This is a genomic window from Sphingobacteriales bacterium (genome assembly GCA_016699615.1).
Taxonomy (GTDB): Bacteria; Bacteroidota; Bacteroidia; order Chitinophagales; family JADIYW01; genus JADJSS01.
Map to the genome: position 1 here is coordinate 2,106,765 of CP064984.1, position 25,299 is coordinate 2,132,063.

24 protein-coding genes and 1 pseudogene are annotated in these 25,299 nt (G+C 30.5%); 10 read left to right on the top strand and 15 right to left on the bottom strand.

The window, feature by feature from the left end; all coding sequences use genetic code 11:
• Nucleotide 1: 1 nt before the first annotated feature.
• The 4 genes from IPK18_10050 to IPK18_10065 form a co-directional block, all read right to left on the bottom strand.
• Complete coding sequence (locus IPK18_10050) at nucleotides 2–1,267, bottom strand: insulinase family protein (protein ID QQR97215.1); 1,266 nt, start codon at nucleotides 1,265–1,267, stop codon at nucleotides 2–4.
• Nucleotides 1,268–1,272: 5 nt separating this feature from the next.
• Nucleotides 1,273–2,505, bottom strand: a complete 1,233-nt coding sequence (locus IPK18_10055; GenBank protein ID QQR97216.1) for an insulinase family protein — start codon at nucleotides 2,503–2,505, stop codon at nucleotides 1,273–1,275.
• 62 nt (nucleotides 2,506–2,567) lie between these two features.
• Nucleotides 2,568–3,161 carry an FMN-binding negative transcriptional regulator gene (locus IPK18_10060; protein ID QQR99332.1) on the bottom strand — a complete coding sequence of 198 codons (594 nt, stop codon included), beginning with the start codon at nucleotides 3,159–3,161 and terminating at the stop codon, nucleotides 2,568–2,570.
• Between the two features lie 18 nt (nucleotides 3,162–3,179).
• A complete protein-coding gene (locus IPK18_10065; protein QQR97217.1) occupies nucleotides 3,180–4,160 on the bottom strand; it encodes a hypothetical protein in 981 nt (326 codons plus the stop codon).
• A gap of 623 nt (nucleotides 4,161–4,783) precedes the next feature.
• Here IPK18_10065 and IPK18_10070 point away from each other — a divergent pair.
• Nucleotides 4,784–4,960 carry a hypothetical protein gene (locus IPK18_10070; GenBank protein ID QQR97218.1) on the top strand — a complete coding sequence of 59 codons (177 nt, stop codon included), beginning with the start codon at nucleotides 4,784–4,786 and terminating at the stop codon, nucleotides 4,958–4,960.
• 94 nt (nucleotides 4,961–5,054) lie between these two features.
• On the opposite strand, the gene IPK18_10075 is transcribed toward IPK18_10070, so the two are convergent.
• The 4 genes from IPK18_10075 to IPK18_10090 form a co-directional block, all read right to left on the bottom strand.
• A complete protein-coding gene (locus tag IPK18_10075) occupies nucleotides 5,055–5,465 on the bottom strand; it encodes a DUF3060 domain-containing protein (protein QQR97219.1) in 411 nt (136 codons plus the stop codon).
• A 6-nt stretch (nucleotides 5,466–5,471) separates the two neighbouring features.
• On the bottom strand, nucleotides 5,472–6,155 hold the full coding sequence (locus tag IPK18_10080; GenBank protein QQR97220.1) for a hypothetical protein: 684 nt from the start codon (nucleotides 6,153–6,155) through the stop codon (nucleotides 5,472–5,474).
• Between the two features lie 10 nt (nucleotides 6,156–6,165).
• A complete protein-coding gene (locus IPK18_10085; GenBank protein ID QQR99333.1) occupies nucleotides 6,166–7,413 on the bottom strand; it encodes an asparagine synthetase B in 1,248 nt (415 codons plus the stop codon).
• A 179-nt stretch (nucleotides 7,414–7,592) separates the two neighbouring features.
• Complete coding sequence (locus tag IPK18_10090; GenBank protein ID QQR97221.1) at nucleotides 7,593–8,204, bottom strand: superoxide dismutase; 612 nt, start codon at nucleotides 8,202–8,204, stop codon at nucleotides 7,593–7,595.
• A gap of 286 nt (nucleotides 8,205–8,490) precedes the next feature.
• Here IPK18_10090 and IPK18_10095 point away from each other — a divergent pair, with 286 nt between their 5' ends.
• The gene (locus tag IPK18_10095; protein ID QQR97222.1) at nucleotides 8,491–9,312 is read left to right on the top strand and encodes a leucine-rich repeat domain-containing protein; all 822 of its coding nucleotides are present in this window, start codon (nucleotides 8,491–8,493) and stop codon (nucleotides 9,310–9,312) included.
• 205 nt (nucleotides 9,313–9,517) lie between these two features.
• On the opposite strand, the gene IPK18_10100 is transcribed toward IPK18_10095, so the two are convergent.
• On the bottom strand, nucleotides 9,518–10,723 hold the full coding sequence (locus IPK18_10100; GenBank protein ID QQR97223.1) for an IS4 family transposase: 1,206 nt from the start codon (nucleotides 10,721–10,723) through the stop codon (nucleotides 9,518–9,520).
• Between the two features lie 160 nt (nucleotides 10,724–10,883).
• Nucleotides 10,884–11,495 (bottom strand): superoxide dismutase, encoded by a 612-nt coding sequence (locus IPK18_10105; protein ID QQR97224.1) that lies wholly within the window; start codon nucleotides 11,493–11,495, stop codon nucleotides 10,884–10,886.
• A 309-nt stretch (nucleotides 11,496–11,804) separates the two neighbouring features.
• Between IPK18_10105 and IPK18_10110 the strand changes: the two genes are divergently transcribed.
• The 7 genes from IPK18_10110 (at nucleotide 11,805) to IPK18_10140 (ending at nucleotide 20,055) form a co-directional block, all read left to right on the top strand.
• A complete protein-coding gene (locus IPK18_10110) occupies nucleotides 11,805–12,050 on the top strand; it encodes a hypothetical protein (protein QQR97225.1) in 246 nt (81 codons plus the stop codon).
• Between the two features lie 18 nt (nucleotides 12,051–12,068).
• Nucleotides 12,069–13,562: a T9SS type A sorting domain-containing protein gene (locus IPK18_10115; GenBank protein ID QQR97226.1), complete on the top strand. Its 1,494-nt coding sequence runs from the start codon at nucleotides 12,069–12,071 to the stop codon at nucleotides 13,560–13,562.
• 39 nt (nucleotides 13,563–13,601) lie between these two features.
• The gene (locus tag IPK18_10120) at nucleotides 13,602–16,391 is read left to right on the top strand and encodes a hypothetical protein (protein ID QQR97227.1); all 2,790 of its coding nucleotides are present in this window, start codon (nucleotides 13,602–13,604) and stop codon (nucleotides 16,389–16,391) included.
• 86 nt (nucleotides 16,392–16,477) lie between these two features.
• A complete protein-coding gene (locus IPK18_10125) occupies nucleotides 16,478–17,443 on the top strand; it encodes a hypothetical protein (protein ID QQR97228.1) in 966 nt (321 codons plus the stop codon).
• Nucleotides 17,428–18,627, top strand: a complete 1,200-nt coding sequence (locus IPK18_10130; protein QQR97229.1) for a hypothetical protein — start codon at nucleotides 17,428–17,430, stop codon at nucleotides 18,625–18,627. Before IPK18_10125 ends, IPK18_10130 begins: the two co-directional genes overlap by 16 nt.
• Nucleotides 18,628–18,721: 94 nt before the next feature.
• Nucleotides 18,722–19,213: a redoxin domain-containing protein gene (locus tag IPK18_10135; protein QQR97230.1), complete on the top strand. Its 492-nt coding sequence runs from the start codon at nucleotides 18,722–18,724 to the stop codon at nucleotides 19,211–19,213.
• Nucleotides 19,214–19,449: 236 nt separating this feature from the next.
• Nucleotides 19,450–20,055, top strand: coding sequence for a hypothetical protein (locus IPK18_10140; GenBank protein ID QQR97231.1), 606 nt, complete (start codon nucleotides 19,450–19,452; stop codon nucleotides 20,053–20,055).
• 18 nt (nucleotides 20,056–20,073) lie between these two features.
• On the opposite strand, the gene IPK18_10145 is transcribed toward IPK18_10140, so the two are convergent.
• The 4 genes and pseudogenes from IPK18_10145 to IPK18_10160 form a co-directional block, all read right to left on the bottom strand.
• The gene (locus tag IPK18_10145) at nucleotides 20,074–21,276 is read right to left on the bottom strand and encodes an IS256 family transposase (protein ID QQR97232.1); all 1,203 of its coding nucleotides are present in this window, start codon (nucleotides 21,274–21,276) and stop codon (nucleotides 20,074–20,076) included.
• A gap of 300 nt (nucleotides 21,277–21,576) precedes the next feature.
• A pseudogene (locus tag IPK18_10150) lies at nucleotides 21,577–22,013 on the bottom strand (YkgJ family cysteine cluster protein).
• A 113-nt stretch (nucleotides 22,014–22,126) separates the two neighbouring features.
• Nucleotides 22,127–22,471, bottom strand: coding sequence for a translation initiation factor (locus tag IPK18_10155; protein ID QQR97233.1), 345 nt, complete (start codon nucleotides 22,469–22,471; stop codon nucleotides 22,127–22,129).
• A gap of 3 nt (nucleotides 22,472–22,474) precedes the next feature.
• Nucleotides 22,475–23,380 carry a hypothetical protein gene (locus tag IPK18_10160; GenBank protein QQR97234.1) on the bottom strand — a complete coding sequence of 302 codons (906 nt, stop codon included), beginning with the start codon at nucleotides 23,378–23,380 and terminating at the stop codon, nucleotides 22,475–22,477.
• Between the two features lie 210 nt (nucleotides 23,381–23,590).
• On the opposite strand from IPK18_10160, the gene IPK18_10165 reads away from it, so the two are divergent.
• A complete protein-coding gene (locus IPK18_10165) occupies nucleotides 23,591–24,937 on the top strand; it encodes an ammonium transporter (protein ID QQR99334.1) in 1,347 nt (448 codons plus the stop codon).
• Nucleotides 24,938–25,030: 93 nt separating this feature from the next.
• On the opposite strand, the gene IPK18_10170 is transcribed toward IPK18_10165, so the two are convergent.
• Nucleotides 25,031–25,174: a hypothetical protein gene (locus IPK18_10170; GenBank protein ID QQR97235.1), complete on the bottom strand. Its 144-nt coding sequence runs from the start codon at nucleotides 25,172–25,174 to the stop codon at nucleotides 25,031–25,033.
• Nucleotides 25,175–25,299 lie beyond the last annotated feature (125 nt).

A 25,299-nucleotide genomic window follows, 5' to 3' on the forward strand; every position in this document is an offset into this window, starting at 1 on the left:
TTTAACCAACAATTATTTGGTGCATAGTGTCTAAAGTTAGGTATTTTTGAGCAATTTCTTGGAGATTTTTAGCATCTGCTTGTCTAATTGTCTCAATAAATGTACCAAAATGCTCAATGCCAACTTCTTCGATATAATAACTTTTGTATGTTTCAAGTAAATTAAATGCACCATCTGTGCGTTTTAGAAATCTACCTAATAAGTAATTTCTAGCTAATTTTATCTCATCATCATCAATTAGATTTTCTAGAATAATATTGATTTCTGATTTTATTTCTTGCATGCAAATGTCTAGTTTTTCTAAGTTTGTATCTGTGTAAATTGCCCAAAAACCATCAAACTTTAATGGTTGCAATGCTGAATAAATGCCATAAGTCAAGCCTTTGTCTTCTCTGATATTATTCATTAATCTTGAGCCAAAATAACCACCAAAAATTGTGTTTAACAACATAAACGCACCATAGTCTTCATTGTGTTTATTAAACATTCTTTTGCCTAAAATGATAGATGCTTGAGTTGAATTTTCTTTGTTTATTCTTATGTTTTTTGGTGGATTTTCTACGATAGGTATGTGGCTATTTATAGTTATTTTTAGTGCTGAGTTTTTGACCCAGTTGCCTAAGTTTTCTTCTATATATTGCAATGCTTCTGTTTGTACATCACCAGCAATAAATACACTGCAATTATTTGGTACTACAAAGTTGTTATAGTATTGTATAATTCCAGATTGATTAATGGCTTCTATACTTTCATTATTTGCTGTGTAACCATATGGATGTTGTTTTCCAAAAACTGATTCTTTGAAAAGTGTATCTGCTAAAAAGTCTGATTTTTCTAAGTTTACAGCAAGTTTTGCTTTGGCATTTTTTTGGAATAATGATAACTCATGTTCTGGGAATTGAATATCATTTAAACAAGTCATGATTAAATCTAGGCATGGTATTAAAAACTGACTTAAGCATGCTAATGATACTGTAAATGTATTGTAGCCTGTTGATGCTTTTATGGTAGCACCATAAAAATCAATTTTCTCATTCAATTGGTAGGCACTCAGATTAGATGTGCTACTTTTACATAAAGCAGCTACAGCATCAGCAGTTAGTTGCTTGTTTTCTACCCATCTTCCTGCATTAAATACAATATCTAATTTTAAAATATTTTGTTTATCATCTAAAAATATAAAAACTGGAATATTGTTTTTTAGTGTAATTTTTTCAGGAAGTTTGAAATCTATTTTTTGAATATTATGTATCGTTGGAATTGTCATTGTTGTTATTTTTTTAAATAATATAAAGTGTTTGATCTTTCTGTTGTGAAATATTGTTTTGCAAAATTTTGTATTTGCTGTGGCGTTACTTCCTCATATTTTTGTACCTCTGTGTTGATTTGTGAAGCATCGCCAAGTAATTGAAAATAGGCTAGGGCAATGGCTCTGTTTAATAAATTAGCTTCAGAAAATTGCATATAGGTTAGCATCTTATTTTTTATTTTTTGCATTTCTATATCATCAATCAATTGATTTTTTATTTTCTCAAGTTCTTCCCAAACTGCTTCTTCAGCAACAGACATTTCAATGTCGCTAGCTATTTTTCCTTCAATAATAAATAAGCCAACATCATTATTTGCAGTAATGTATGCATCTATTTCTACAAAAAGTTTTTTTGTTTTTACTAAGTTTTCATACAATCTTGATGAAGTTCCAGTAGATAGTATATCTGATATAGTATCTGCTGTATAAAAATCTTTGTGCTTCTTTTCTGTAACTTTAAATGCTAAGTAAAATGCACTAAGTGGTACTTTTTGGTGTACAGTTAATGATTTTGCTTGTTCTTGTTCTGGCTCATCAAATGTATTATGTGTCACTGGATTTGATGGCAATGCATCAAAATATTTTTTAGCAAGCTCAAATGCAAGCTCTTTTTCTATGTTTCCTGCAATAACCAAAATAGCATTATTAGGTTGGTAGTATTGTTGGTAAAATTGTGTTACATCATCTAGTGTAGCATCTTCTATTTGTTGTAGATTTTTTCCAATAGTTGGCCATTGATATGGATGTTTTTCATAACACATATTTCTTAATAGATGCCATACATCACCATATGGTTGGTTGATGTAGTGTTCTTTAAATTCTTCGCAAACTACTTTTTTTTGTACATCTAATGATTTTGGATTAATGTCTAGTTTTGTCATTCTATCAGCTTCTAAACACAATGCAATTTCTATATTTTCTTTTGGCACTACGTTGTAGTAGTTGGTGTAGTCATTATTTGTAAATGCATTATTTTCTCCACCAGCCTCTTGAAGTGGATGGTCGAAATTTGGAAATAATTTTGTTCCACCAAACATTAAGTGTTCAAATAAATGTGCGAATCCAGTTCTGTCTTCTTTTTCGTGTTTTGCACCAATATTGTATAATGTATTTACTACAACAAATGGTGTTGTATCATCATAATGGTGAATTACTGTAAGTTGATTGTCTAATACAAATTTGTCAAACTTTATCATGCCACAAATGTACAATTGTAGATGAATAAATTGAATAAGAATAAGTTATTTTATCAAAAATATTATTTCATCTTTTTTGCTAAATATTGCAAGTTTTTGTCATTTGAGTCTGCTAGTTTTTGTTGTATACTTGCTCTATCTCTTTGTGATTTGTTTTGTGATAGCTTTTCTTTGCATTGTAGCTCATCTACTTCAATCTTTAATGCCACAATGCCATCGAGTAATCCTTGTGTATATGTTGAATCAAGTTGTTCAAATTGTTGCTTAAATGATGGTTCGTAAGTTTTTATTTGTTGTTGTAGAATTTCTAGTTTTTCTTCATTGGTATTTGCTATTGTAACTTTCCCATATATATGCACTGCAATATAATTCCATGTTGGAACATTCTGTTGGTGTTCATACAAGGTAGGTGAAATGTAGGTATGTGGTTCAGAAAAGATGGTTAATACTTTATCTTGTGTAAATGTGCTATGTTGAGTATTTGCCTTAGAAAGATGCGTATATAATGTAATATGCGCACCATTTCGTAAAACAACAAATGGAAGATGTGTTGCTATTGGTTTTTGTTCATCAATAGAAATTAAAATTCCGAAAGGATATGTTTCTATAAACTTGATTGCTTCATCAATATCTTCTTGTTTAAATGCTTTTGGAATATACCTATCGCAAAAATATTATTCCCAAGTAGAAATTGTTTTTATAATTAGTGAGTCATTACATTCAGTTGTTTTTTCAATTGTTCTGACTTTGATATTTCCATTTCCTGCAAACTCAATTAGATTTTGTCTTGAGTTAAATACTTCTGAAGATGGTGCAACAAACTGCGCTGTTTTTTTCCATTCACCTCGTTTGTATGTATATAAAATTGTATTGCCAATGTCGCCATTTGGTTTTTTTATTACAATAGAAAAGTCATCAGCACCATCACCATCAACATCGTTTTCATTCAATACATTTACACCAATGCAATTTTCAATATTTATTTCTGGCAAGTTTAAATTTGTAAAAGAAATCTTTGTTGTTGTTGAAGTGTAATTGCCTGATGTATCTTGTTCTGGCTTTATTACGATTAATTCTTCTTTTTCGCCATCTCCATCAAAATCACCTGATGATGTAGATTCACTTTCTTCAAACTTATCAAATAAACTTGCAAGTTCTGGTCTTAAGTCAGATTCTTTGTCACTTTCTACAATTATTTTCCAAGCATCATTTATCTTTTTAAAGATTAAATAAGTATGGTATACCTTTGGCTTATTATCTAAGTTTACTAGTTTTAAAAATTCAACTTTATAATCTCCAGTATCAGATGGATAAATACCTATTCTTCCAATGATAAGTTGTCTGTATTGTTTTGCTTTTTTTAGTCTATATTTTTTTGTTTGAATAACATTCTGTTTACTAAAATTCTTTTTGTAGAACAATACATTGTCGCTGTAGAAACTATCTAATACATCTATGTTTGTTGTGTCATGTAGTTTATTCCATTCATAAACCAACGCAATTACTTCTTGTTGTTCTGTTGGTAATAATTCATAAACTGTTTTTAGAGAATCTTGAGTAACATTGTTGAATTTCTTTTTATTGCCACATGATGTGCAACTATAAATTGAACTAGAAATTACAAACAAAATAATTATATAAACAATATTTTTCATCCTTTGAAATAATAGATTTTTTAAGCGCAGAAAGATACGAATAAACTAAATGAAAATCTATATTCAATTAAAAAAATAAAGCAAACAAGCTGAAATACATGAATAAGTGTAAAAAAATATCCACAATCATTTTTTTGTTTCTATCAAATAGACTGTGCGTTTAGGCATATTGTAATATATTGTTTTTTAGTTTAATAAATTTTATATCTTAATATAGTTACTATTAAAATGTCAATAAAATATAACGTAATATAAAAATTACATCTTGTTCACGTAAAAAATATTTATTGAATTTATTTTGTATGTTGTATTGTTTTTTTATAAAAATTCATTGTTACTATTATCCACATTATCAACATTCTATATTTTGGAAAAATCACAAAACACTTGTAATCTATTATATATAGTATAATTTTATGGTAAGGATAATTAAAAGAATTTTTCAACCTATTTAAAAAATAAAAAATTCTACAGTAAAAGTTTCAGCTGTAACAAATGAAACTAAAAATTAAAGTAGTCATAAAATGGCAAAGAAAACAGTAGCAAAAGCTCCAGCTAAAAAAAGCAGCGACTCAAAAAAGCGTGACAAAAGCTCCAGCTAAAAAAGCAGACTCAAAAAAAGCATGACAAAAGCTCCAGCTAAAAAGCACAGCTCAAAAAAAGCGACAAAAGCTCCAGCTAAAAAGCAGCGGCTCCAAAAAAGGCGACAAAAGCTCCAGCTAAAAAGCGACTCAAAAAAAGCGACAAAAGCTCCAGCTAAAAAAGCAGACTCAAAAAAGCGTGACAAAAGCTCCAGCTAAAAAAGCTCCAGCTAAAAAAGCACCTGCAAAGAAAAAATAATTATAAATTTCTGCGCAGAATAGTAAGTCCGATATTTTCTATCGGACTTTTTTTTTATTGTTTTTGTTGTATGTCAGCACTTCGTTTTCCAATATTGTTGTAGCCACCCAAATCTTTTATTAATGGCTTTTGAGTACTATTGCTCGTGCTTTCCCAAGAAACAAAATTATTATTTCCTTTGATATGTATTTCATCAACTGATTTGATGTTTACATCATTTCCTTTTCCTGTAATTAATATTTTCTTGCAAAGACCTTCAATGTTTATCATGTTATTGTTTCCAGCAATTAGTATGTCTTGATTGTCTGCAACAATATTCAATTCAAGCTCTTCGTTGTCATTGATGATGATTGCATTCTCATCAAGTGTAACTAAATTCTTTGATATTGGTGCTGTTAATTTAGGTGGCGTTGCATTAGTATTTAATGTGCCAACAATAAAGCTAATGATAAGTATTTTTTTCATAGACAATTATTTTAATTTATTTATTCCAATATATACCATGTAAGGTATAGGTACTGTTTTAAGTTGTACTTCTGTGTATGGATATGTTTGTAGTAATTCTTTCTTCAATGCCGGAGAAAATTTTACATCTAAAAAACCAACTTTTTCTATACCTATTTTTTGAATTGTATATCCTATTTTATTCAACTCAATTTCTAAACATGCATATACATTGCCTTCTTTCATTCTTTTAGAAATTAGTTCATAATCTAAGTTTACAAATTCCTTTTTTAAGTTAGATTTATATGATGTATAATACTTTTGCCAAGATGTGTCTTTAACAAAGAAATTAATTTGGTTGGCAAGCACATCTGCGTATTGCATAGGATAGCCAATGTTCATATTCCACAAATCTAATTTTATTTCTTTTGATGCTGTGTTATAAAAATCAACCAAAGGAAGCACTTCATTACACAATGTATTATTTGGTAATACTTCTTTTTTAAATGAGATAGTTTGACTTTCATCTTTAAAAGTCATTATTTTTAAATTGATAAACGTATCATTCTTACCTTTGTTGAAATAATAGTAATAATCAGTATTACCTATTTTTTGATTGATATCATAAGTGTATTCTGTTTTGTTAATTGTTTGTGCTTTTAAACTTGCACATAATAATATCATTGAAATAAATAAAAGGAATTGACGCATATTGTTGAATTTAAGTTTTTTGTTTTTTCTTTTTAGCAGCAGGAAATAATATGTTGTTTAATATTAGTCTATAGCCTGGAGAATTTGGATGTAGATTCAAATCTGTTGGTGGATCGCCAACTCTATGTTGGTAATCTTCTGGGTCATGTCCACCATAGAATGTCCAAGTACCTTTGCCATTTGTACCATGTATATATTTTGCTTCGTTTAGACTTTTATTTTCTCCTAAAATTAAAACATCAGCTTTTATATAATTATTTCTGAAGGCTGTTGTTTGTCCCATAAAGCCTTTGATTAATTTCTCATGATTTTGTGTAAGCATAGCTGGAACTTGATCCCATTTTGCAGAAAAATCAAATAACGTAAAATAGTCTGTGTTTTTATCTCTTCCAAGTGGCAATGCATCTATAGATGAATATTCGTATTCCCATGGTGTTGTGCTAAGTACATAGTTCTGAAATGCAAATGATTTACTATAATCTATTTTTTGCTGTGCATGTGGATCCATGCCATCACCATCAAACATATGTTCACAAATATCAATTCCATTTGTAGCTAATGCAATATCATAACTATCAGTTGCGCTACACATAGCAAACATAAATCCGCCACCTAAAACAAAATCTCTAACTTTGAGCGCTACTGCTCTTTTTTCATCAGATACTTTTGAAAAGCCTAATTTTTTAGCTCTTAATTCGTAATCAGCAACTTGGTTGATGTACCAATCTGCATTTTGATAGGATGCCCAAAACTTTCCATATTGTCCAGTAAAATCTTCATGATGCAAATGCAACCAATCATACAATGGAAGTTTATTGTCTAAAATTTCTTCATCATAAATAACATCGTATGGAATTTCAGCATAGGTTAATGCTAATGTCACTGCATCATCCCATGGATTATTTGTTTTCGGCGAATAGACTGCAACTTTTGGTGCTTTTTCCAATCGTACTACATCCATGTTTATTTCAGGATTAGAAATCTCTTCTAAAATAGATGCCATTTTTGCATCAGCAATTAACTCATAACTTACATTTCTTATCAAGCATTCTTTTTCAATTGCTGTTTGTTGTTGTATGGCAAAAGAACCACCTCTGTAGTTGAGCAACCAATCTACAGGAATATCTTTTGTGAGTGACCAATAAGCTATGCCATATGCTTTTAAATGATTCTTCTGAGCATCATCCATTGGAATTAATAAGTATGCTTGCTTTGCTTTGGGCAAAACATACAAACATAAAGATGCTAAAAAGTGAATATCTCATTTATTTTGATAATGTTACAAATATAATACCATAAAATTATATTGTTTAGTGATAAATCATTTGTCTTACTACTGTTTGTGTGAATTATTGTTATTTTTCTTAATTGCTTATGCAAATAAAAAAGGTATCATACAAAGATGATACCTTTTGATTGTAATATTTAATGAGTTTTTTAAGCTATAGCAGCCTCGTATCTTGCAGAAACTTCTACCCAATTGATTACATTGAAAAATGCATTTATGTAATCTGGTCTTCTATTTTGATAATTTAAGTAATAAGCATGCTCCCAAACATCTATTCCTAAAACTGGTGTTCCAGGACATTCAGCAATATCCATAGTTGGATTGTCTTGGTTTGGTGTAGAACAAACACATAATGATTTGTCTGATTTTATACATAACCATGCCCAACCAGAACCAAATCTTGTAGTTGCTGCTTTTGCAAACTCATCTTTAAATGCTTCAAAAGAGCCGAATGTACTTTGTATAGCCTCAGCTAGTTTTCCACTTGGTTCGCCACCACCATTTGGCGACATAATTGTCCAAAATAAACTGTGGTTAAAATGTCCACCACCATTATTTCTAATAGCTGGAGATAATTTTGAAATGTTACGCATTAATTCATCTAAAGTTTTTCCATCATTTTCTGTGCCTAGCACAGCAGCATTTAAATTATTTACATACGCTGCATGGTGTTTCCCATGATGAATTTCCATTGTCTTGGTGTCAATGTTTGGCTCTAATGCATCGATAGCATAAGGCAATTGTGGTAGTTCGAAAGCCATATTTTATTTTTTTTTGATTAATAATGATATATTCTTTGGCTAAAATAGCAAAATGAAATAAATAATGCAATTCATTAACCTATTTTATGAATGGATATGATATAAAATAGACTTTTGTGTTATGTGGTTGATTTTTAATTTAGATATAATAATTAAGTTTAATAAACCATATATCATCTTGATATTAGTCAATTTTATAAAATTATTTAGCACAATAATTGTTATATTTACAATAATGAGAAAATTGGTGTTTTTATTTTTTATTTGTCTTTCTTGTACAAGTCAAATGTTTGGACAAAATGAAGAAGAGGGTATTTATGAAAATCTAGAAAGTGCTTTGAAAAATCCATTTAATGTTAAACAATTAGTGTTGACTAATTTGCAAATGAAAGAATTGTCAGATACCATTTTAGCATTTCCCAATTTAACAGTATTAGATATTTCATCCAATCAACTAAAATCATTGCCGAATTGGATAATACAGCTTTCTAAATTAGAAAGTATCAATTTAAATTATAATAATTTTGATACAATACCAGATATTTTATTTTACTTGAGTAATTTACGCTACTTAACTATAAATAATAATTGTCTTAAATTTGTTCCTGATAAAATTAGAATTCTCTATAATCTAGAATATTTAGATATATCTAATTCAGAATTTTCTGAAATACCATCATCGATTTTTAAATTAGAAAAATTAAGACAATTAATATTTATGAGTTCACAGTTGACTGGAATATCAAAGGAGATAGGTAATTTAAAAGAATTAGAAAAAGTAATATTCACAGTTAATAAGATTCAACATATTCCAGATGAATTAATTTTATTGCCTAAAATGAGATATATTGGGATTGGGAATAATTTACTAGAAACAATCAATCCCAATATTTGCAAAGCAAAGAATCTAAACTATGTTGCTTTCTTAGGAAATAGACTAAAAGAATTGCCAGACTGTTTCTTTGATTTGCCCAAAATTCAATATATCAATGCAGGTGATAATATGTATTCGGAAGATAAAATAAAGAAATATAGATCAATATGTGAAAAGCTTGGACTAACAAGTATTGTATTTGAGAAAGAAATGAATATTTCAAAATTTCATTAATACTACTTTAGGTTATTTTATTAGCTAATTACAGAAAATCAAAATAATATAATATCTGTTTTGATTTAGTTGTTCATAAGTACCTGATTACTATATTGGATTATTTATTATATTTCATTAGTGTCCGATAAAAATACGGAATAATTTTTTTGATATTGATTATCAATATAAATGTGTGATAAAATTACAATAAAACAAAAGCAGGTTATCCTGAAAATAATTGTATTTGATTTTGTGTAGCAACGATGTAGTGTTTTTGTGGATTTTTGAGGAATGATTTTAGGTTGATGTAGTTAAATAAATGTGTTCTGATTAGTGAACAAAGATTTGCAAATGCCCATTTTCGTTTTTCTACTTTTCTTTGAATAACGGTGATAAGTAAATTGTAAATAAGCGTACACCAAATCTGTATAATAATTGCATTTTCATTATCACCTAAAAAATAATTAAGTGGAAAATTTTGTTTGAGTTGTTTGTGCAATAACTCAATTTGCCATCGTTGCTTGTATATTGTAGCAATTTGTTCTGGTTTTAAATCGTAGATATTGGTAATAAATTCGTAGCATTTGTTATGCTGTTCGCTCCAATAGGCAATTCTACGAAGTGGCAATTGCCTTGTTATTGTGCCATTTTCTCTAATACCCAATTCTATTTGCTCATCTTTCAAAATAGCATCATCTTTGCAGTTATCCAAACTAAATTCTTCTTTAGAACTAAACTTTGCATTGTCTTTAATACGGGTTACAAATGGTATTTGTGTTTGATTAAATCTCTCAAAGAGTAGATAATCAACATAACCTCTGTCAAAGCAATAGATGGTGTTGGAGTCAAAAGAAATATGCTGGATAAAGTTACTATCATGAACAGTAGCATCTGTAAATTTTACTAAAGTAGGCAAATTATAATCTGCTCTAATTTGCAGATGCACTTTAATACCACCTTTATTTTTGCCATTTATCGGTTTACGCCCAACACATTTTAAGATGTCTTTAAACAAGAAAATAGTAGTAGAATCGATAATGGACAGCTCTTTACCATAACTTTCTCTAAATCGGCTGTCCGATAAAGTTGATTTATAAAAAGCCAACAAGTCATAATAGATTTGTTCAAACACAACAGCATTTCTACGTTTGTTAGCATCACCAAGCGTACTCTTTTTAGGTGGTTGTTTGAGTTTAATATGTTTGAGTTTGCCTTCTAAACCTAATAAATTAGTACAAACCTCACGAAGCGAAGTACTGTTGGAGCCAACACAAAACAACATCGTTACTAAATGTTCTAGTGTTGTAAATCGTTTGATATATCTATCACTGTTATGCTTGTTAACAGCTGTATCAATAATAGAATTAGGAATTAAAGAAATCAGCTGTCCGAGAACCGAATTACCAAAATTATGCGTACTTTTATTCATATAGTAAGTTGTGCAAAAACAAACTATATATTTTGAGCCATAATCCCAAAATTATGGCTCTCTTTTTTTATCTTTATCGGACACTAATGATTATTTATGCAAATTAAAAAAGGTATCATACAAAGATGATACCTTTTGATTATAATATTTAATGAGTTTTTTAAGCTATAGCAGCCTCGTATCTTGCAGAAACTTCTACCCAATTGATTACATTAAAAAAAGCATTTATGTAATCTGGTCTTCTGTTTTGATAATTTAAGTAATAAGCATGCTCCCAAACATCTATTCCTAAAACTGGTGTTCCAGGACATTCAGCAATATCCATAGTTGGATTGTCTTGGTTTGGTGTAGAACAAACACATAATGATTTGTCTGCTTTTACACATAACCATGCCCAACCAGAACCAAATCTTGTAGTTGCTGCTTTTGCAAACTCATCTTTAAATGCTTCAAAAGAGCTGAATGTACTTTGTATAGCCTCAGCTAGTTTTCCACTTGGTTCGCCACCACCATTTGGCGACATGATTGTCCAAAATAAACTGTGGTTAAAATGTCCACCACCATTATTTCTAATAGCTGGAGATAATTTTGAAATGTTACGCATTAATTCATCTAAAGTTTTTCCATCATTTTCTGTGCCTTGCACAGCAGTATTTAAATTATTTACATACGCTGCATGGTGTTTTCCATGATGAATTTCCATGGTTTTAGTGTCAATGTGTGGCTCTAATGCATTTGTAGCATAAGGCAATTGTGGGAGTTCGAAAGCCATATTTTTATTTTTTTTTTGATTAATAATGATATATTCTTTTGCTAAAATAGCAAAATGAAATAAATAATGCAATTCATTAACCTATTTTATGAATGGATATGATATAAAATAGACTTTTGTATTATATAGTTGCTTTTTAATTTAGATAGAATAATTAAGATTAACAAATCATACATCATCTTGATATTAATAATGTTATATACAAGTAGTAACAAATCTTTAATTAACAAAAAATTAACCTTATTATTGGGTCATAAATTAATGGGTGTGCATTTTTTATATATATTTGTAGAATAAAAATTATTGATTATGAATAGATTTTACATGTTTCTTACTCTTTTTATTGTATTTAATCTTAACACTGCTACAGCTCAGAACGAGTTTTTTATAAATGAGGCTGATGTGTTTATTAATGATAAACTAAGTACAATAATACCAACACTGAGAGTTAATGGCGAAATTATTAATAATGATGGAGCATTTAATAACTCGGCAGGCTTAATTGAACTAACTGGAAATTGGACAAATACCGTTCCGACAAAACAGTATACTTAAACAGGAATTAAAAGATTTTTGAGTACAGATGGACATCTTATTTCAGGAACATGGAATGGGACAACATCTAACCAAAACCAATTTTATGATTTAGAAATTTTAAAAACTGTAGCAACTGGTCAATATGTGTCTATTGCAAATAATGTAAATGTAAACGCCTTAGGTAGTTTATCTTTTACAAGCAATTTCGGAATTATTAGAACTGATGCAAGTAGCCATGCGGATGATGGTAGTGCTTATGCAAACGAATTGTATTTACAGAATCCTACAAACGCAAAGTTTAGTGGTTATAGTACAGGCAATGGTGCCATCACAAAATATATAGAAGGCAAATTAAGAAGACAAATTAACAATACCGGTGCACATTTTTTTCCAATAGGCGTAGCACCAGCATCTTTAGATGGCATGGAAGCATTTGATTTGAATTTTACTGCAAATCCAAATAATAATTTTTTAGGATTAATAAAACCAGCCACCACTGCACCATTGCACAGAAATATAGTTTGCGATGTTGGTCAAGACCCAACTAGTGCAGTAGCAAATCCATTTACAGATTGTATTGGCGGACCAGATGGAATTTTGGATTTATATATATTGGAATCATCTAACGATTTGTCGCACGAGTGGGTAGTAACTCCAACAGGAAGCACCACAGGATATGCCTATGGAATTACAATGTACCCTGGCAGTGTATTAGATCCAGATACATATTATACTATTCCAAATGCATGTAGCACACCATATCAAACGCAGAGACTAAGAATATTAGCTAAAAATGGAAAGCCAGGTGGCGATGTTTCATCAGGACCATTTTCACCATTTCCATTTGCACATTTAACATGTTATGGCTATTGTGCTTTTGATAATGCAGATTTGAATATTAGCTTAAATAACCAAACATCATTTTCTTCATTTAGAATACATGGAACAATAAACCAAAATAGCACTGCACTTCCTGTAGAATTATTGAGTTTTACAGCCAAAGCAATCAAAAACCAATACATACAATTAGATTGGATAACAGCATCTGAGACTAATAATTATGGATTTGAAATATATAGAAGTACTGATGCAGTAAATTTTAATAAAATTGGATTTGTTGCAGGCAATGGAAATAGTAGCATAGATATAGCCTACCAATTTGATGATAAAGATGTAGTTGTAGATATTGTATATTATTATAAATTAAAACAAATAGATTTTGACCAAAAATACCAATTTTCTAGAATAGAGAAAGCACAATTAAAAGGGAATAATTTATTTTCAATATCTGAAATATATCCAAATCCAAGTAATTCAGATGCCTATATAGACATTTATTCACCTACAGAAAGTGAAATTAAATTAGATATCTACAATCCATTAGGACAAAATATGAAAATATATAAACAAGCATTAAAAGAAGGAGTAAATAAAATTAAGATAGAATCTAACGACTTAGCCACAGGTAGTTATATTGTAAGACTAAATCACAACACAGAAAACTTTACTAAAAAACTAATCAAAAAATAATAAATAAATTAATCACTAAGTTAAATTAAACACAACAATATGAAAAAAAATTACATTATATTATGCTTATTACTATGTATTGTACAAGGCATAAGAGCACAAGGCAACGTAGGTATAGGTACCAACACACCAGATGCTTCAGCTAAGTTAGATATTAGCTCAACAAACATGGGTTTGCTAATTCCAAGAGTAAGTTTGACGAATACTGGAACATGGGGTCTAGCAGCTGGTACTGGCACAGTAGGTATGATAGTTTATAATACCAATGCTGCGATAGCTGGCACAGGAGCAGGAGGTGCTGGCTTTTATATTTGGAATGGATCTTGGGGAAAAGTAGTAACAGGAACAATTGCCACACTTACAGATGGTAAAGTTTGGATTGGTAACGCTTCCAATGTACCAACAGAACAAACTATGAGTGGTGATGCTACAATAAGCAATACAGGTGTGTTAGATTTGAATAATTTAGCTGTAGAAACAGCAGAAATAAACGATGCTGCTGTAACTACTATAAAAATTGCTGATGCTAATGTAATCACTGCAAAAATTGCAGATAATGCTGTAACAGGTGCCAAGATAGACATCAGTGGAAATACAAACGGCTCATTGATGTATTATAATGGCACAGATTGGGTAAATGTAGCACCAGGAACAAGCGGACAAATATTAAGAACTAATGGTGCAGCCGCACCTACTTGGGTAACACCTGGTAGTTTAACAACCAACACCTTAACTAATACAACCAACACCATAACTAGTACAGTAAATGGTGTAGCAGCCACAGCACCAGCAGTAAATACAGTATCAAATACATCAAGTACTAATACTTTATCCACAATTGTAAATGGAGTAGCAGGTACAGGTGTAAATATAATAAATAGCAACGCACTTTCTGCATCAAGTGGCAATCTTACTTCAACTGTAAATGGAGTAGCAAGTAATGATTTAAACTTAAATACTGCTATTGTAAAGAATGATATTACTACTGGGACAACAGGAATAACAGTTACAAATGGTGCTGGACAAGTAGTAGGTGGTTCTAATGTTGCAATAAATGTTGCCACAAATAGTTCATCCTCACCAGGTTTAGTAACATCTGGTTCAGGTCAAAATAAAAAAGTTTGGGGTACAGATGCTTTAGGAAATCCAGCATGGATAAACGCTACTTTAAATACAAAAGCACAAAATGGCGTAAATATTGCAACCACTGCACCCAATGCTACTGCAACTGATCCTTATATAGAATTAGGTGGAGACTTGGTAAGAAATACTACAATTACTCAAGATGGATCAGAATTTTTAACTTTTACTAATGCTGGAACTGCAAATACAACTATAAATTTAACTTCCACTGGAGATTTTAACGTGCAAGATAATGGAAGTGATAAATTGTCTGTTTTAGATAATGGAGATGTAATTATTAACGACGCTAATGGTGCTTCAATTTTTAGAGTAGAAGGAGATAACGATGCAAATTTAATTAAAACTGTTAATGGTGCAAGTGCAGCGGCTGATGTAGTGGGCATTGGTGTAACAGGTACTCCAATAAATAAACTAGATATTGAAGGAAAATTAAGAGTAGGTGGTGGTGTAATACAGAACGGAACAACAGCAGTTAGTACTACAACAGACTTAGGTTTATATTCATTAACTAGTGGTAACTGGATACGAATAGTCTCAAATGCCGCACCAATTAAATTTTTTACAGACCAAGGCGGTACTACAGGTTCTGGTACAAATGCTACTATGGCTGTAGATAATGCCAATGGCGGTGGTGTAATGATTGCTGCAGAAACAGGCGGAACAGGTAATGCAGGCTCACCAAATAGTAGAGCTGCATTAGAAATTTCTTCTACCACTAAAGGTATGTTAACACCACGTTTAACTACTACACAACGTGATGCCATGGGTACTACACTTACAGAAGGTTTATTAATATATAATACAACGAATGATTGCTTTGAATTTTGGGATACAAAATCAACACCTGCAGGTGGTAATGGCTTTTGGAATAGTTTGTGTCAATGGTGTAAAAATGTAGTGGTTATTAGTGGCAACCAAACTGGTTATAATTTAAATTCAGCATTAGGTGGTGCAAGAGCAGAAAACTATTGCCTATATATAAATAGTGGAGTTACATTACAAGCCTCTGGAAATGGTGGTGGATCTAGTGCAGCAGGTAACCCTGGTTTTGATGCTTCTACTATGCCAAGTGGTTCGTATGTTTATTTATACAACTATGGAACCATATTAGCAGGTGGTGGTAACGGTGGACGAGGTGGTCAGGAGTCTGATGGAATATGTAAAGGTGATGATAATGGTGGCGGTGGTGGAACTGGAGGCCATGCAATTGTAGCAGGCAGTAATGCACCTGTTGTAGTCTTTAATTATGGTTTAATCCGTGCTGGCGGTGGCGGCGGCGGTGGCGGCGGTAGAGGTTGCTGTTCATCTTCTGGAGGTGGCGGAGGAGGAGCTGGAACACCTGTAGGTAGTGGTGGAGCTAATAATAATTCTAATTGTGTATCTGGTTTCGTTTGTAGTTGTGGTAGAACGTCGACTAGCACAGCTGGTACTGCAGGCGGTGCAACAACTGGAGGTCCTGGTGGTGGTGGTTCTAATTCAGGATCAACAGGTTGCCCTGGTACTTGTAATGGTTCTGGATCTACTACTGGTGGTACAGGTGGTACACCTGGTGTTGCTGGTGGTACACCTGGTGGTACAAACCCTGGTGCTGGAGGTGGTGCTGGCTTAGCTATGAAAACAAATGGTAGTGGTTCTTCTATTACTACAATGACTGGTGGTACAACAACAGGTAGTACTGCGCCATAATCTTATATGTTTTAAACAAATTTACAACACCTTACACTTATATGATAAGGTGTTGTTTTTTTTTACAATCTTAAATTCATCAGTGCTTGAAAAATACATTTAAAATATTAATTCTTTCTTTAATGATTATTAGTATTGATAGCTTGGCACAAGTAATTCCAGTTGGTAATATATCAAGTAGCAATACTACAACCTTTCAGCAACTTACACAAATGGAAATTGAAAATATATTATCACCTTCTGAAGGGTTTATAGCTTTTAATAAAACGACTAATTGTGTCAATTATTATTTAAATAATCAATGGAATGAATTGTGCGGTTCTTGTATTCCTAAACCACCGGTAGCACCCGATATAGATAGTATAGTAATTGATGACTTAGATATTATTATTTATTTTAAAAAAAATGAGACAAGCAATATTAACCAAGAGTTAAATGCTCTATTATTGCCTGATAGTATACTAACGTATACAACAACCAATCAGATAATTTTTAAGAATGTGGTTGCTGGAAATCATTTTGTAAAATATTATAATAAAAATAAATGTGGAAATGGAATTAGTAGAACATCTCCAAATATAGAAATACAACCCAAAGATGTTTGTGGTAATTTTGAACTGGAATTTAATCAGCAACAGATTCCTATTAATACATTCATAAATAAATGCTGGTTTACTTCAGATATCACAAGTGTACCAAACGTAAATACTAAAGATATTTTTATTTCAAAAGAAGGAAATTATTACTATAATGCTAAAATACTCATTAACAAAAATGTTTGCCCTGTTGGATGGCATATTCCTAGTTTAAAAGATGCAGAAGAATTAAGTAAATATTTATTAGACAATGAAGCAAGAATAGCAAAATTTAGTCCGTCATTAAATGGTTCCTATTCACCTAAAGAAAAGCTAGTAAATTATGGAACTGGTTCTGCTTATTGGATTAAAGATGGAAATACTGAAAAAGTATTTGTTGTAAATAAATTAGGCACAATGATTGTTGATGTTACCAAACAAAATGTATATACAACCATACGATGTGTAAAAGACTAAAAATATTAATAGTATTATTTATAAATATACTAAATATTAATTTATTTGCTCAAAATAATGGGCTTTTATTTTTTACTCAAAAATGTGCTTCGTGCCACAATCCTAATGGATCTGCTCCTTTTAATTTATTAACCTATGAAGATATTGCATCTAAGCGTGCTATGATACAATATGTAATAAATGAAAATATAATGCCTCAATGGCGTCCAGATACTAGCTTTTCTAAATTTAAAAATTGCAGAGCACTTAATAAAAATGAAAAACTGGAAATATTAAATTGGGTCAAAACTCTTAAAAAAGGAGACGGATTACCAAAAATAAACACAAATGAATTGTTATCAGCAAATAAAGATATTATACAATTAGAATATCCTATAAAAATAAAATTGCCATCAAATCCAAAAGATACTACAATAGTTTTTGAATATCCCTATTCCATTGAAGATTCTATTGGAATCTCTCAAATCATATTTTATTGTTCAGATATGAAATTATTACATCATGTTAATTTTTTTATTTCAGATTCATTAAAATTAAGAACAATGAACTTAGAAGAAGCAATGTTGCTGAAAGAAAATTACATGAAATTCTTTGATATTGCATTTGGCTATGCTCCAGGCAACAAACAACAACCATTTGATAATGGTTTTGGTTATATGCTTCCAAAAGCGGGATTGATAAAAGGAGACTTACACCTATCGCCTAATTTTAAAGAAAGAGAAATTGTTTTTGGCGTTAAATTGGTTAAATCTAAAATACCAATTATACATAAATTATTTTTACACAGTCCAGCAAAATTAGATAATGCTGAACCATTAGTATTAGAACCCAATAAAGAAAAATATTTTAAACAATATTATACAACAACTGCAGATGTTTATGTAAAATATTGCCATCCTCATATGCATGTTTTTGGTAAATGCTTTTTAAGCTATGCCATCACTCCTTCTAATGATACCATAAACTTAGTGAAGATAGATAAGTGGAATTTCTATCAACAAGAATTTTATGAATTTGAACAAGCAGTATATATTCCTAAATACAGTAAAATATATTATGAAGCATGGTATGATAATACTGCTAAAAATCCCTACAATCCTTTTTCACCTCCTATATTTATAACTGAAGGCAACTCAACTAACCAAGAAATGTTATTAAATTATTTAATATGCTTTAATAAATGAAACATCTTATACCTATATTTTTTTTACTTTAATATTATCATATAATTCAATTGGGAAAATTAAAATTGAAAAACTTCCTAAAAGTTTATACAATTTGGAAACAAAGAAAGAAAGTAGGTTAAAGAAATGGAACCATAATAAAAATGGTGCTATTTTAGTTTTTTTTTCGACAACCTGCCCTATATGTTTAAATCATATAATAGAGTTAGATTCAATTTACAATATTTGTAAGAGAAAAAATATTGGGATGTATCTTATCTTGCCACACTCTCTTTATCTTCGTTCAAATGAGATAAAAATTTTTAAAGATAGTTTAAATATAAATATACCTATTGTAATAGACAAAAAAAATAAGATTACAGAATATAATAAAGCTACTGTAATGCCTCAGGCAATGCTATTAGATTCTAATCGTGTATTAAAGTATAAGGGACAAATAACAAATAAGTTTGTAACATTAGGAGTTAGAAAAAATCACACAATAACTAATTATCTTAACAATGCATTAGATAGTTATTTGAAAAAGCAACCTATTGATATTGAATATACAGAACCAATGGGTTGTGTTATTGAAAAATATAAATAATTTCATTATCATGTTTGCAAGAATATTATTTATACTTACTTTAATTGTTTTACCTTATTTTAGTTTCAGTATTTGCAAAAAAAATACCATTAAAAAATCAATGAATTATTTCCTTTCTTTAATAAAGAATGACACTCTAAATGGTAATTATTTTGCATATCCTAACAGAATAATATATACCTTAATAAAACAAAAAACATAAGCATACTAAGTATTTCAAAAAAGATACTTTTAATTTGTTTGATAATTATAAACCAATTTTTGACGACGACATTTCAATATTTCCAATGTATAATCGTTTAGTTGAAAATGAGTTTAAATACAATAAAGACACAATACTTAAGTATTTAGACACACATTATGATATTGATATGGCAATGATGTGGTCAATTTACGCAGATATAGGTATCTTTGATTATAAAGTAAATGATGTTAATAAAGTATTAAAATCTTATACTTATGATAGTACACAAATAAGAGGTATTACACATTGCGCCTTAGTAATTAATTGGGCTACTCAACTAAATATGCAACATAAATTTGTGGATTTAAAAAAGATAGAAGATATATATGTAAAATATACATTAGAATATTTAAACAACAATTTTGTATGGACTGATACTGGTATGGAAGCGATTTTGACTCTTATCTTATTAAACAAGCATGAGTTAATTATAAAGAAATGGATAAAAGAAATTATTATACATCAAAAGAAAGATGGAGGGTGGTTTTATGACGAACATGCTTCAGAAACGCATCAACATCCTAGTTTATTAGCAATATGGATTTTAACTTACCAATTAAATTCTGGTTTGAATAAATTAGAGACACTATCCCATTAAGTGTGTAAGTTGAAGAAATTAGATTTTAATTCTGTGTTCAAATATAATCATAAATTGGTTTAAAATAATACCCCAGTTTTGTATTGGCATAGACCATTTTTTTGTAGCTTCTCTTAAAGCTAAAAAAACTGATTTTAATACGGCATCGTCATTGGGGAAAGACATCTTATTTTTAGTGTATTTTCTTATTTTCCCGTTCAGATTTTCTATCAAATTGGTGGTATAAATAATTTTTCTAATTTCTAATGGAAATTCAAAAAACACGGTTAATTCTTCCCAATTTTCTCTCCACGATTTGATGGCATAAAGGTATTTTGACTCCCATTTTTTTGCAAAATCGTTTAATGCTTGTTCGGCTGCCTGTTTGTTTGGAGCAGTATAGATGTGTTTCATATCTGCTGTAAATTCTTTTCTATCTTTCCAAACCACATATTTGAAAGCATTACGAATTTGATGTACCACACAAATTTGTGTTTGAGATTGAGGAAAAATAGAGCGAATAGTCTGTGTAAATCCGTTTAAATTATCTGTGGCTGTAATCAAAATATCTTCTACACCACGAGCTTTAAAGTCCGTTAAAACACTCATCCAAAAACTACTACTTTCGTTCTTTCCAAGCCACATTCCGAGTACTTCTTTTTTGCCTTCCATGTTCAAACCTACTGCAAGATAAATGGTTTTGCTGATTACCTTAGCGTTTTCTCTAACTTTAAAAACAATACCATCCATCCAAACAATGAGATATAAATTATCTAGTGGTCTATTTTGCCATGCTGTTACCTCATCTGCTACTGCACTAGTGATGCGTGAAATAGTTGAAGAAGAAACGTCAAAATCATACATCTCTCTAATTTGTTGTTCAATATCACTTACGCTCATACCTTTGGCATAAAAAGAGATTATGATATTTTCCAAACCTTCAATGATATTGTGCCGCTTAGGCACTAAAATAGGCTCGAAACTACCAGCTCTGTCTCTTGGCACATTTATCTCATCTTCTCCATAAGATGTTTTTATGGTCTTTTTCCCATGACCATTCCTATAGTTACCAGTTATAGTTTTTTGATGCTTTTCATTTTCTAAATGTGCATCAAGTTCGGCTTCGAGCATATGTTCTACTGCTCGTTTGTGCATTTGTTTGAAAAATGTAGATAGGTCTTCTCCATTTTTGAAAGATTTATAAAAATCTTTGTCGTTTAATAATTTTTCTTTGTCGATCATAACTATGTAAATTTAGAGGTTTGAAAAAGTTATTTCCAATTTTTTTTTCTGAGCTCTGGCGGCTCTAAAAAATTTAGAATAACTTTTCAACTTACATAGTTTGTGGGATACTACCAAATTAGACTTTTCATTTGACAATTTGTCTTCTGGTACTTATATTATAAATTATATTGATGCAGCTGGTAAGAAACATTATCATAAATTTGTAAAAGAATAAGTTTGCTTAAACCAAACGATGATAAAAAAAGGCTGAACATTTGTTCAGCCTTTTTTTATGCCATTTATTGATGGATAAATTTTTTATGAAAAATCGATGTTATTAAAAATTTGTGCAACTGCTGGGCAAATTTTATAATTTTCTTTGCTTAGGTTTAAGATGTTTTTTTGGTTTTTCGATGCGTATGTGGATAGTCTTTGCAAGCAAATGGTCTTATTTCATAAATTTTGCATGTGTTATCGTTTGCTAAAAATACACATGGTGATGTTTTAAAAACGGTATCTTGGTCGTCGTCTAATTTGGTGTATTGTTGTAGAAATGATTTTTTATCTAATTTTAAGTGTTTGCTTATTCTGTGAATATCTTCTTGGTTGAGTAGTGCTGGCGTAGTTTTGCAGCAATTGGCACAATCTAAGCAATTGATTTCGGAGAATGCTATTTGGTGTTGTGTATTAATGAGTTCATCTACATCGTAGTTGGGTAGTTTTTTTAGTTGTTGTATGGTTTTTTCTAGGTTCATGTTTTGTGTGTGTGATTTGCGTGCCAGATAGAAGCGAAAATACTTTTTTTAGTTTGGCTTTTGCGTAGGAAAAAAGATTGAAGCGTATAGCTGGAATACACGCCCAAATAATATTAGTGCAATTTGGTTTTGTAGTTTTCTTTTTCTAGAATTTCTTTTATTTTTTGTTTAAAATCTCCTTGTATCATAATTTCATTGTCTTTTGCGGTGCCACCCACGCCACATTTTGTTTTTAGCATTTTTGTAAGCGTTTGTAAGTCCTCATCGGTGCCAATAAAGTTGGATATTAGTGTTACGGTTTTGCCTTTTCTTTGTTTATTATCTGTTTTTATATATAATATTTGTTTATTATTTTCAAGCGTTTGTTGCTCGGTTTCTTCGTTGTAATTGTAATTAAAGTTTTGGTCTGTGGAGTACACGGTGCCTAATCTTTCTTTCCAGTTTTGTTGTTTGCTCATTTTTTATAATTTAAAATTTGGGGCTACTAAAAAATTTAGTGCACCTTTTTGGCACGTAACCTCAATATGATTGGTTTTGCCTTTGTAGTCGCCATCCATTTGTATACTTTCTATCGAACTTGCTTTTATCTTTAGATGTTTTTTTACTTTATATGATTCTAAAAAATCTTGTTGTGCAATATCGCCATTAAAACATTCATAAATATAAAAAGGAACTTTGCTTCTGTTGATGTCTTTTACGATAGTAATTTCAAATTCACCATCATTTATCACACTATCATGATTAAATTCTACATTAAAGCCCAATTGTCCAGTAGATGTAATTAATACTGTAAATGCCTCAATTTCTATGGTTTGTTCGTGATCTATTTCAATAGCATATGTTGCTAGTTTATAGGTAAATGCTGTTGACATAACACCAGTTACATATGCGCCCATGCCACGAAATGGAATTCTATTAAATTGTTCCACTACTTTTGCATCGTAGCCAATTCCTGCAGTCATAAAAAAAGGTTGTCCATTCAATATACAAGCATCTATTTTAAATGGTATACCATAATTAAGTAATTGAATAGATTTTGCTACATCAATAGGAACACCCATTTTTCTTGCATTGGCATTTCCAGATCCAGTAGGTATGCTTGCCATTATTGTTTTTTTACCCAATAGCATTTGGCCGACTTCATTTTGCGTGCCATCGCCACCAACCACTGCAATAATATCTATATCTTCAATTAGTGATTGTTGTGTGATTTTTATGGCATGACCAGCGAATTTTGTGTAGAAAATGTCATAATCAAATTTATTAAGATCTAAATTTTTTTTTACTAATGCATCACTAAATCTTGCACCAAAAGTGCCACCAGATTTTGGATTGACAATAAACCTTATCTTGCGTTTTGCTTTCATTGGTACAAATATAGTAAGTAAGCATCAAATAGATAAAATTAAAACATTATAAAAAAATACTATATGATTGTTTTTTACAAAATATGCAATATGAAATTGTAAATCAGATAAATTTATTTATTTTTTGATTAAAATTTATTAATACACACTTTTTTAGAATAAATTATTATTGTTGTAATATTGTCACAATTAAAAATAATAGTTATGGCAATGAGAAAAAAATATTTATTACCGTTTATCCTTTTAATGATAGTAGTGGTAGCAGGAGCATTTAATCCTGGGCAATCGATGATAGGCAGTTCTGCTGGAAATATTGATACAGGCGATACAGCATGGATGCTAATGTCTTGCGCATTGGTAATGATAATGACACCAGCATTAGGTTTTTTCTATGGTGGCTTGGCAAATAGTAAAAATATCATTTCAACAGTATTTCAAAGTTTTATTTCATTGGGTGTTATTAGTATTATTTGGGTGGTATTTGGTTTTAGCTTATGCTTTGGTGAAGATGTAGGTGGATTAGGAATAATTGGCAATCCATGGACTTTTCGTATGTTTAAAGATGTTGGATTGAGTCCAAACGAAACATTTTCAGCTTCTATTCCATTTATTGTGTATGCTATATTTCAACTAAAATTTGCTGTTATTGCACCAGCATTAATAACAGGTTCATTTGCACAACGCGTAAGATTTTCAGCATATTTAATTTTTATAGTATTGTTCTTTATATTTATTTACGCACCACTTTGTCATATGACGTGGCATCCTGATGGCATATTATTCAAATATGGCGTATTGGATTTTGCTGGTGGAACAGTAGTGCATATGAGCGCTGGTTTGGCAGCATTGGCAGGTGCAATGTTCATGGGACAAAGAACAGAAAGTGAGCGTACACATGAGTATTCTAATATTCCATATGTAATTATTGGTGCAGGATTGCTTTGGTTTGGATGGTTTGGATTTAATGCTGGTTCAGGATTAGGATGTAATGCAAAATCAGCAAATGCATTAGCTACAACTAATACTGCTGCTGCAGCTGCAATGTTGGCATGGTTATTTTTAGATGCATTACGTGGAAATAAAATTTCTTCTATTGGCGCATGTATTGGTGCAGTTGTAGGATTAGTTGCAATTACACCAGCTTGTGGTTTTGTAAATACAGGCGAAAGTATTGCAATTGGTGCTATTTCTGCAATAGTAAGTAATTTTGCAGTACATTATAAAAACAAATCTACATTGGATGATACTTTAGATGTATTTCCATGTCATGGAGTAGGTGGAATAATGGGTATGATATTTACTGCAATATTCGCAGCTGACTATGGAACAGGACTTGCTGTTGATGATTGGGGTTTGGTGTATGGAAAATATAAAACATTTACTGTGCACATGATAGCACTAGTTGCGGTTGCTGCATTTGCATTTATTGGCTCTTATATATTATACTATATAACTAATAAAATAGAACCAATGCGTGTAAGTAAAGAAGAAGAAGAGTTAGGATTAGATATCACTCAACATGGTGAAAGCTATCTAACATTAAAAATAGACTTGTAATATATAATAAAATTAAAGAACTTGGGGTAAATTCAAAAAGGCTATAACTTACGTTATAGCCTTTTGGGTTTTTATGAATATACAAGATATTGATTATGGTTGTCCATCATCTGTATCTATGATGATAATTCTTGCAGCTGTTGTACTTGTTGAGTTTTCGTCAACTCTTGTTGTTGTTGTATTATTTCCATTGATTAATCCCAATAAAAGTAATATTAAGTATAGTATGTATTCCATTTTTTCTATTTTTATTGATGTAAAGTTATGTATATCATATCAATATGTGTGTATCAAAAAATGACATAAAATAACATGATTATTGTGTGAATTTTTGTGCTAACTGTTTGTAATTACTTGTTTTT

Excerpts from the sequence above, each read along its gene's own strand:
- IPK18_10050 (QQR97215.1), bottom strand. The coding sequence starts at position 1,267 with ATGACAATTCCAACGATACATAATATTCAAAAAATAGATTTCAAACTT.
- IPK18_10055 (QQR97216.1), bottom strand. The coding sequence starts at position 2,505 with ATGATAAAGTTTGACAAATTTGTATTAGACAATCAACTTACAGTAATT.
- IPK18_10065 (QQR97217.1), bottom strand. The coding sequence starts at position 4,160 with ATGAAAAATATTGTTTATATAATTATTTTGTTTGTAATTTCTAGTTCA.
- IPK18_10070 (QQR97218.1), top strand. The coding sequence starts at position 4,784 with ATGACAAAAGCTCCAGCTAAAAAGCACAGCTCAAAAAAAGCGACAAAA.
- IPK18_10075 (QQR97219.1), bottom strand. The coding sequence starts at position 5,465 with ATGAAAAAAATACTTATCATTAGCTTTATTGTTGGCACATTAAATACT.
- IPK18_10080 (QQR97220.1), bottom strand. The coding sequence starts at position 6,155 with ATGCGTCAATTCCTTTTATTTATTTCAATGATATTATTATGTGCAAGT.
- IPK18_10090 (QQR97221.1), bottom strand. The coding sequence starts at position 8,204 with ATGGCTTTCGAACTACCACAATTGCCTTATGCTATCGATGCATTAGAG.
- IPK18_10095 (QQR97222.1), top strand. The coding sequence starts at position 8,491 with ATGTTTGGACAAAATGAAGAAGAGGGTATTTATGAAAATCTAGAAAGT.
- IPK18_10100 (QQR97223.1), bottom strand. The coding sequence starts at position 10,723 with ATGAATAAAAGTACGCATAATTTTGGTAATTCGGTTCTCGGACAGCTG.
- IPK18_10105 (QQR97224.1), bottom strand. The coding sequence starts at position 11,495 with ATGGCTTTCGAACTCCCACAATTGCCTTATGCTACAAATGCATTAGAG.
- IPK18_10110 (QQR97225.1), top strand. The coding sequence starts at position 11,805 with ATGAATAGATTTTACATGTTTCTTACTCTTTTTATTGTATTTAATCTT.
- IPK18_10120 (QQR97227.1), top strand. The coding sequence starts at position 13,602 with ATGAAAAAAAATTACATTATATTATGCTTATTACTATGTATTGTACAA.
- IPK18_10130 (QQR97229.1), top strand. The coding sequence starts at position 17,428 with ATGTGTAAAAGACTAAAAATATTAATAGTATTATTTATAAATATACTA.
- IPK18_10145 (QQR97232.1), bottom strand. The coding sequence starts at position 21,276 with ATGATCGACAAAGAAAAATTATTAAACGACAAAGATTTTTATAAATCT.
- IPK18_10155 (QQR97233.1), bottom strand. The coding sequence starts at position 22,471 with ATGAGCAAACAACAAAACTGGAAAGAAAGATTAGGCACCGTGTACTCC.
- IPK18_10160 (QQR97234.1), bottom strand. The coding sequence starts at position 23,380 with ATGAAAGCAAAACGCAAGATAAGGTTTATTGTCAATCCAAAATCTGGT.
- IPK18_10165 (QQR99334.1), top strand. The coding sequence starts at position 23,591 with ATGAGAAAAAAATATTTATTACCGTTTATCCTTTTAATGATAGTAGTG.
- IPK18_10170 (QQR97235.1), bottom strand. The coding sequence starts at position 25,174 with ATGGAATACATACTATACTTAATATTACTTTTATTGGGATTAATCAAT.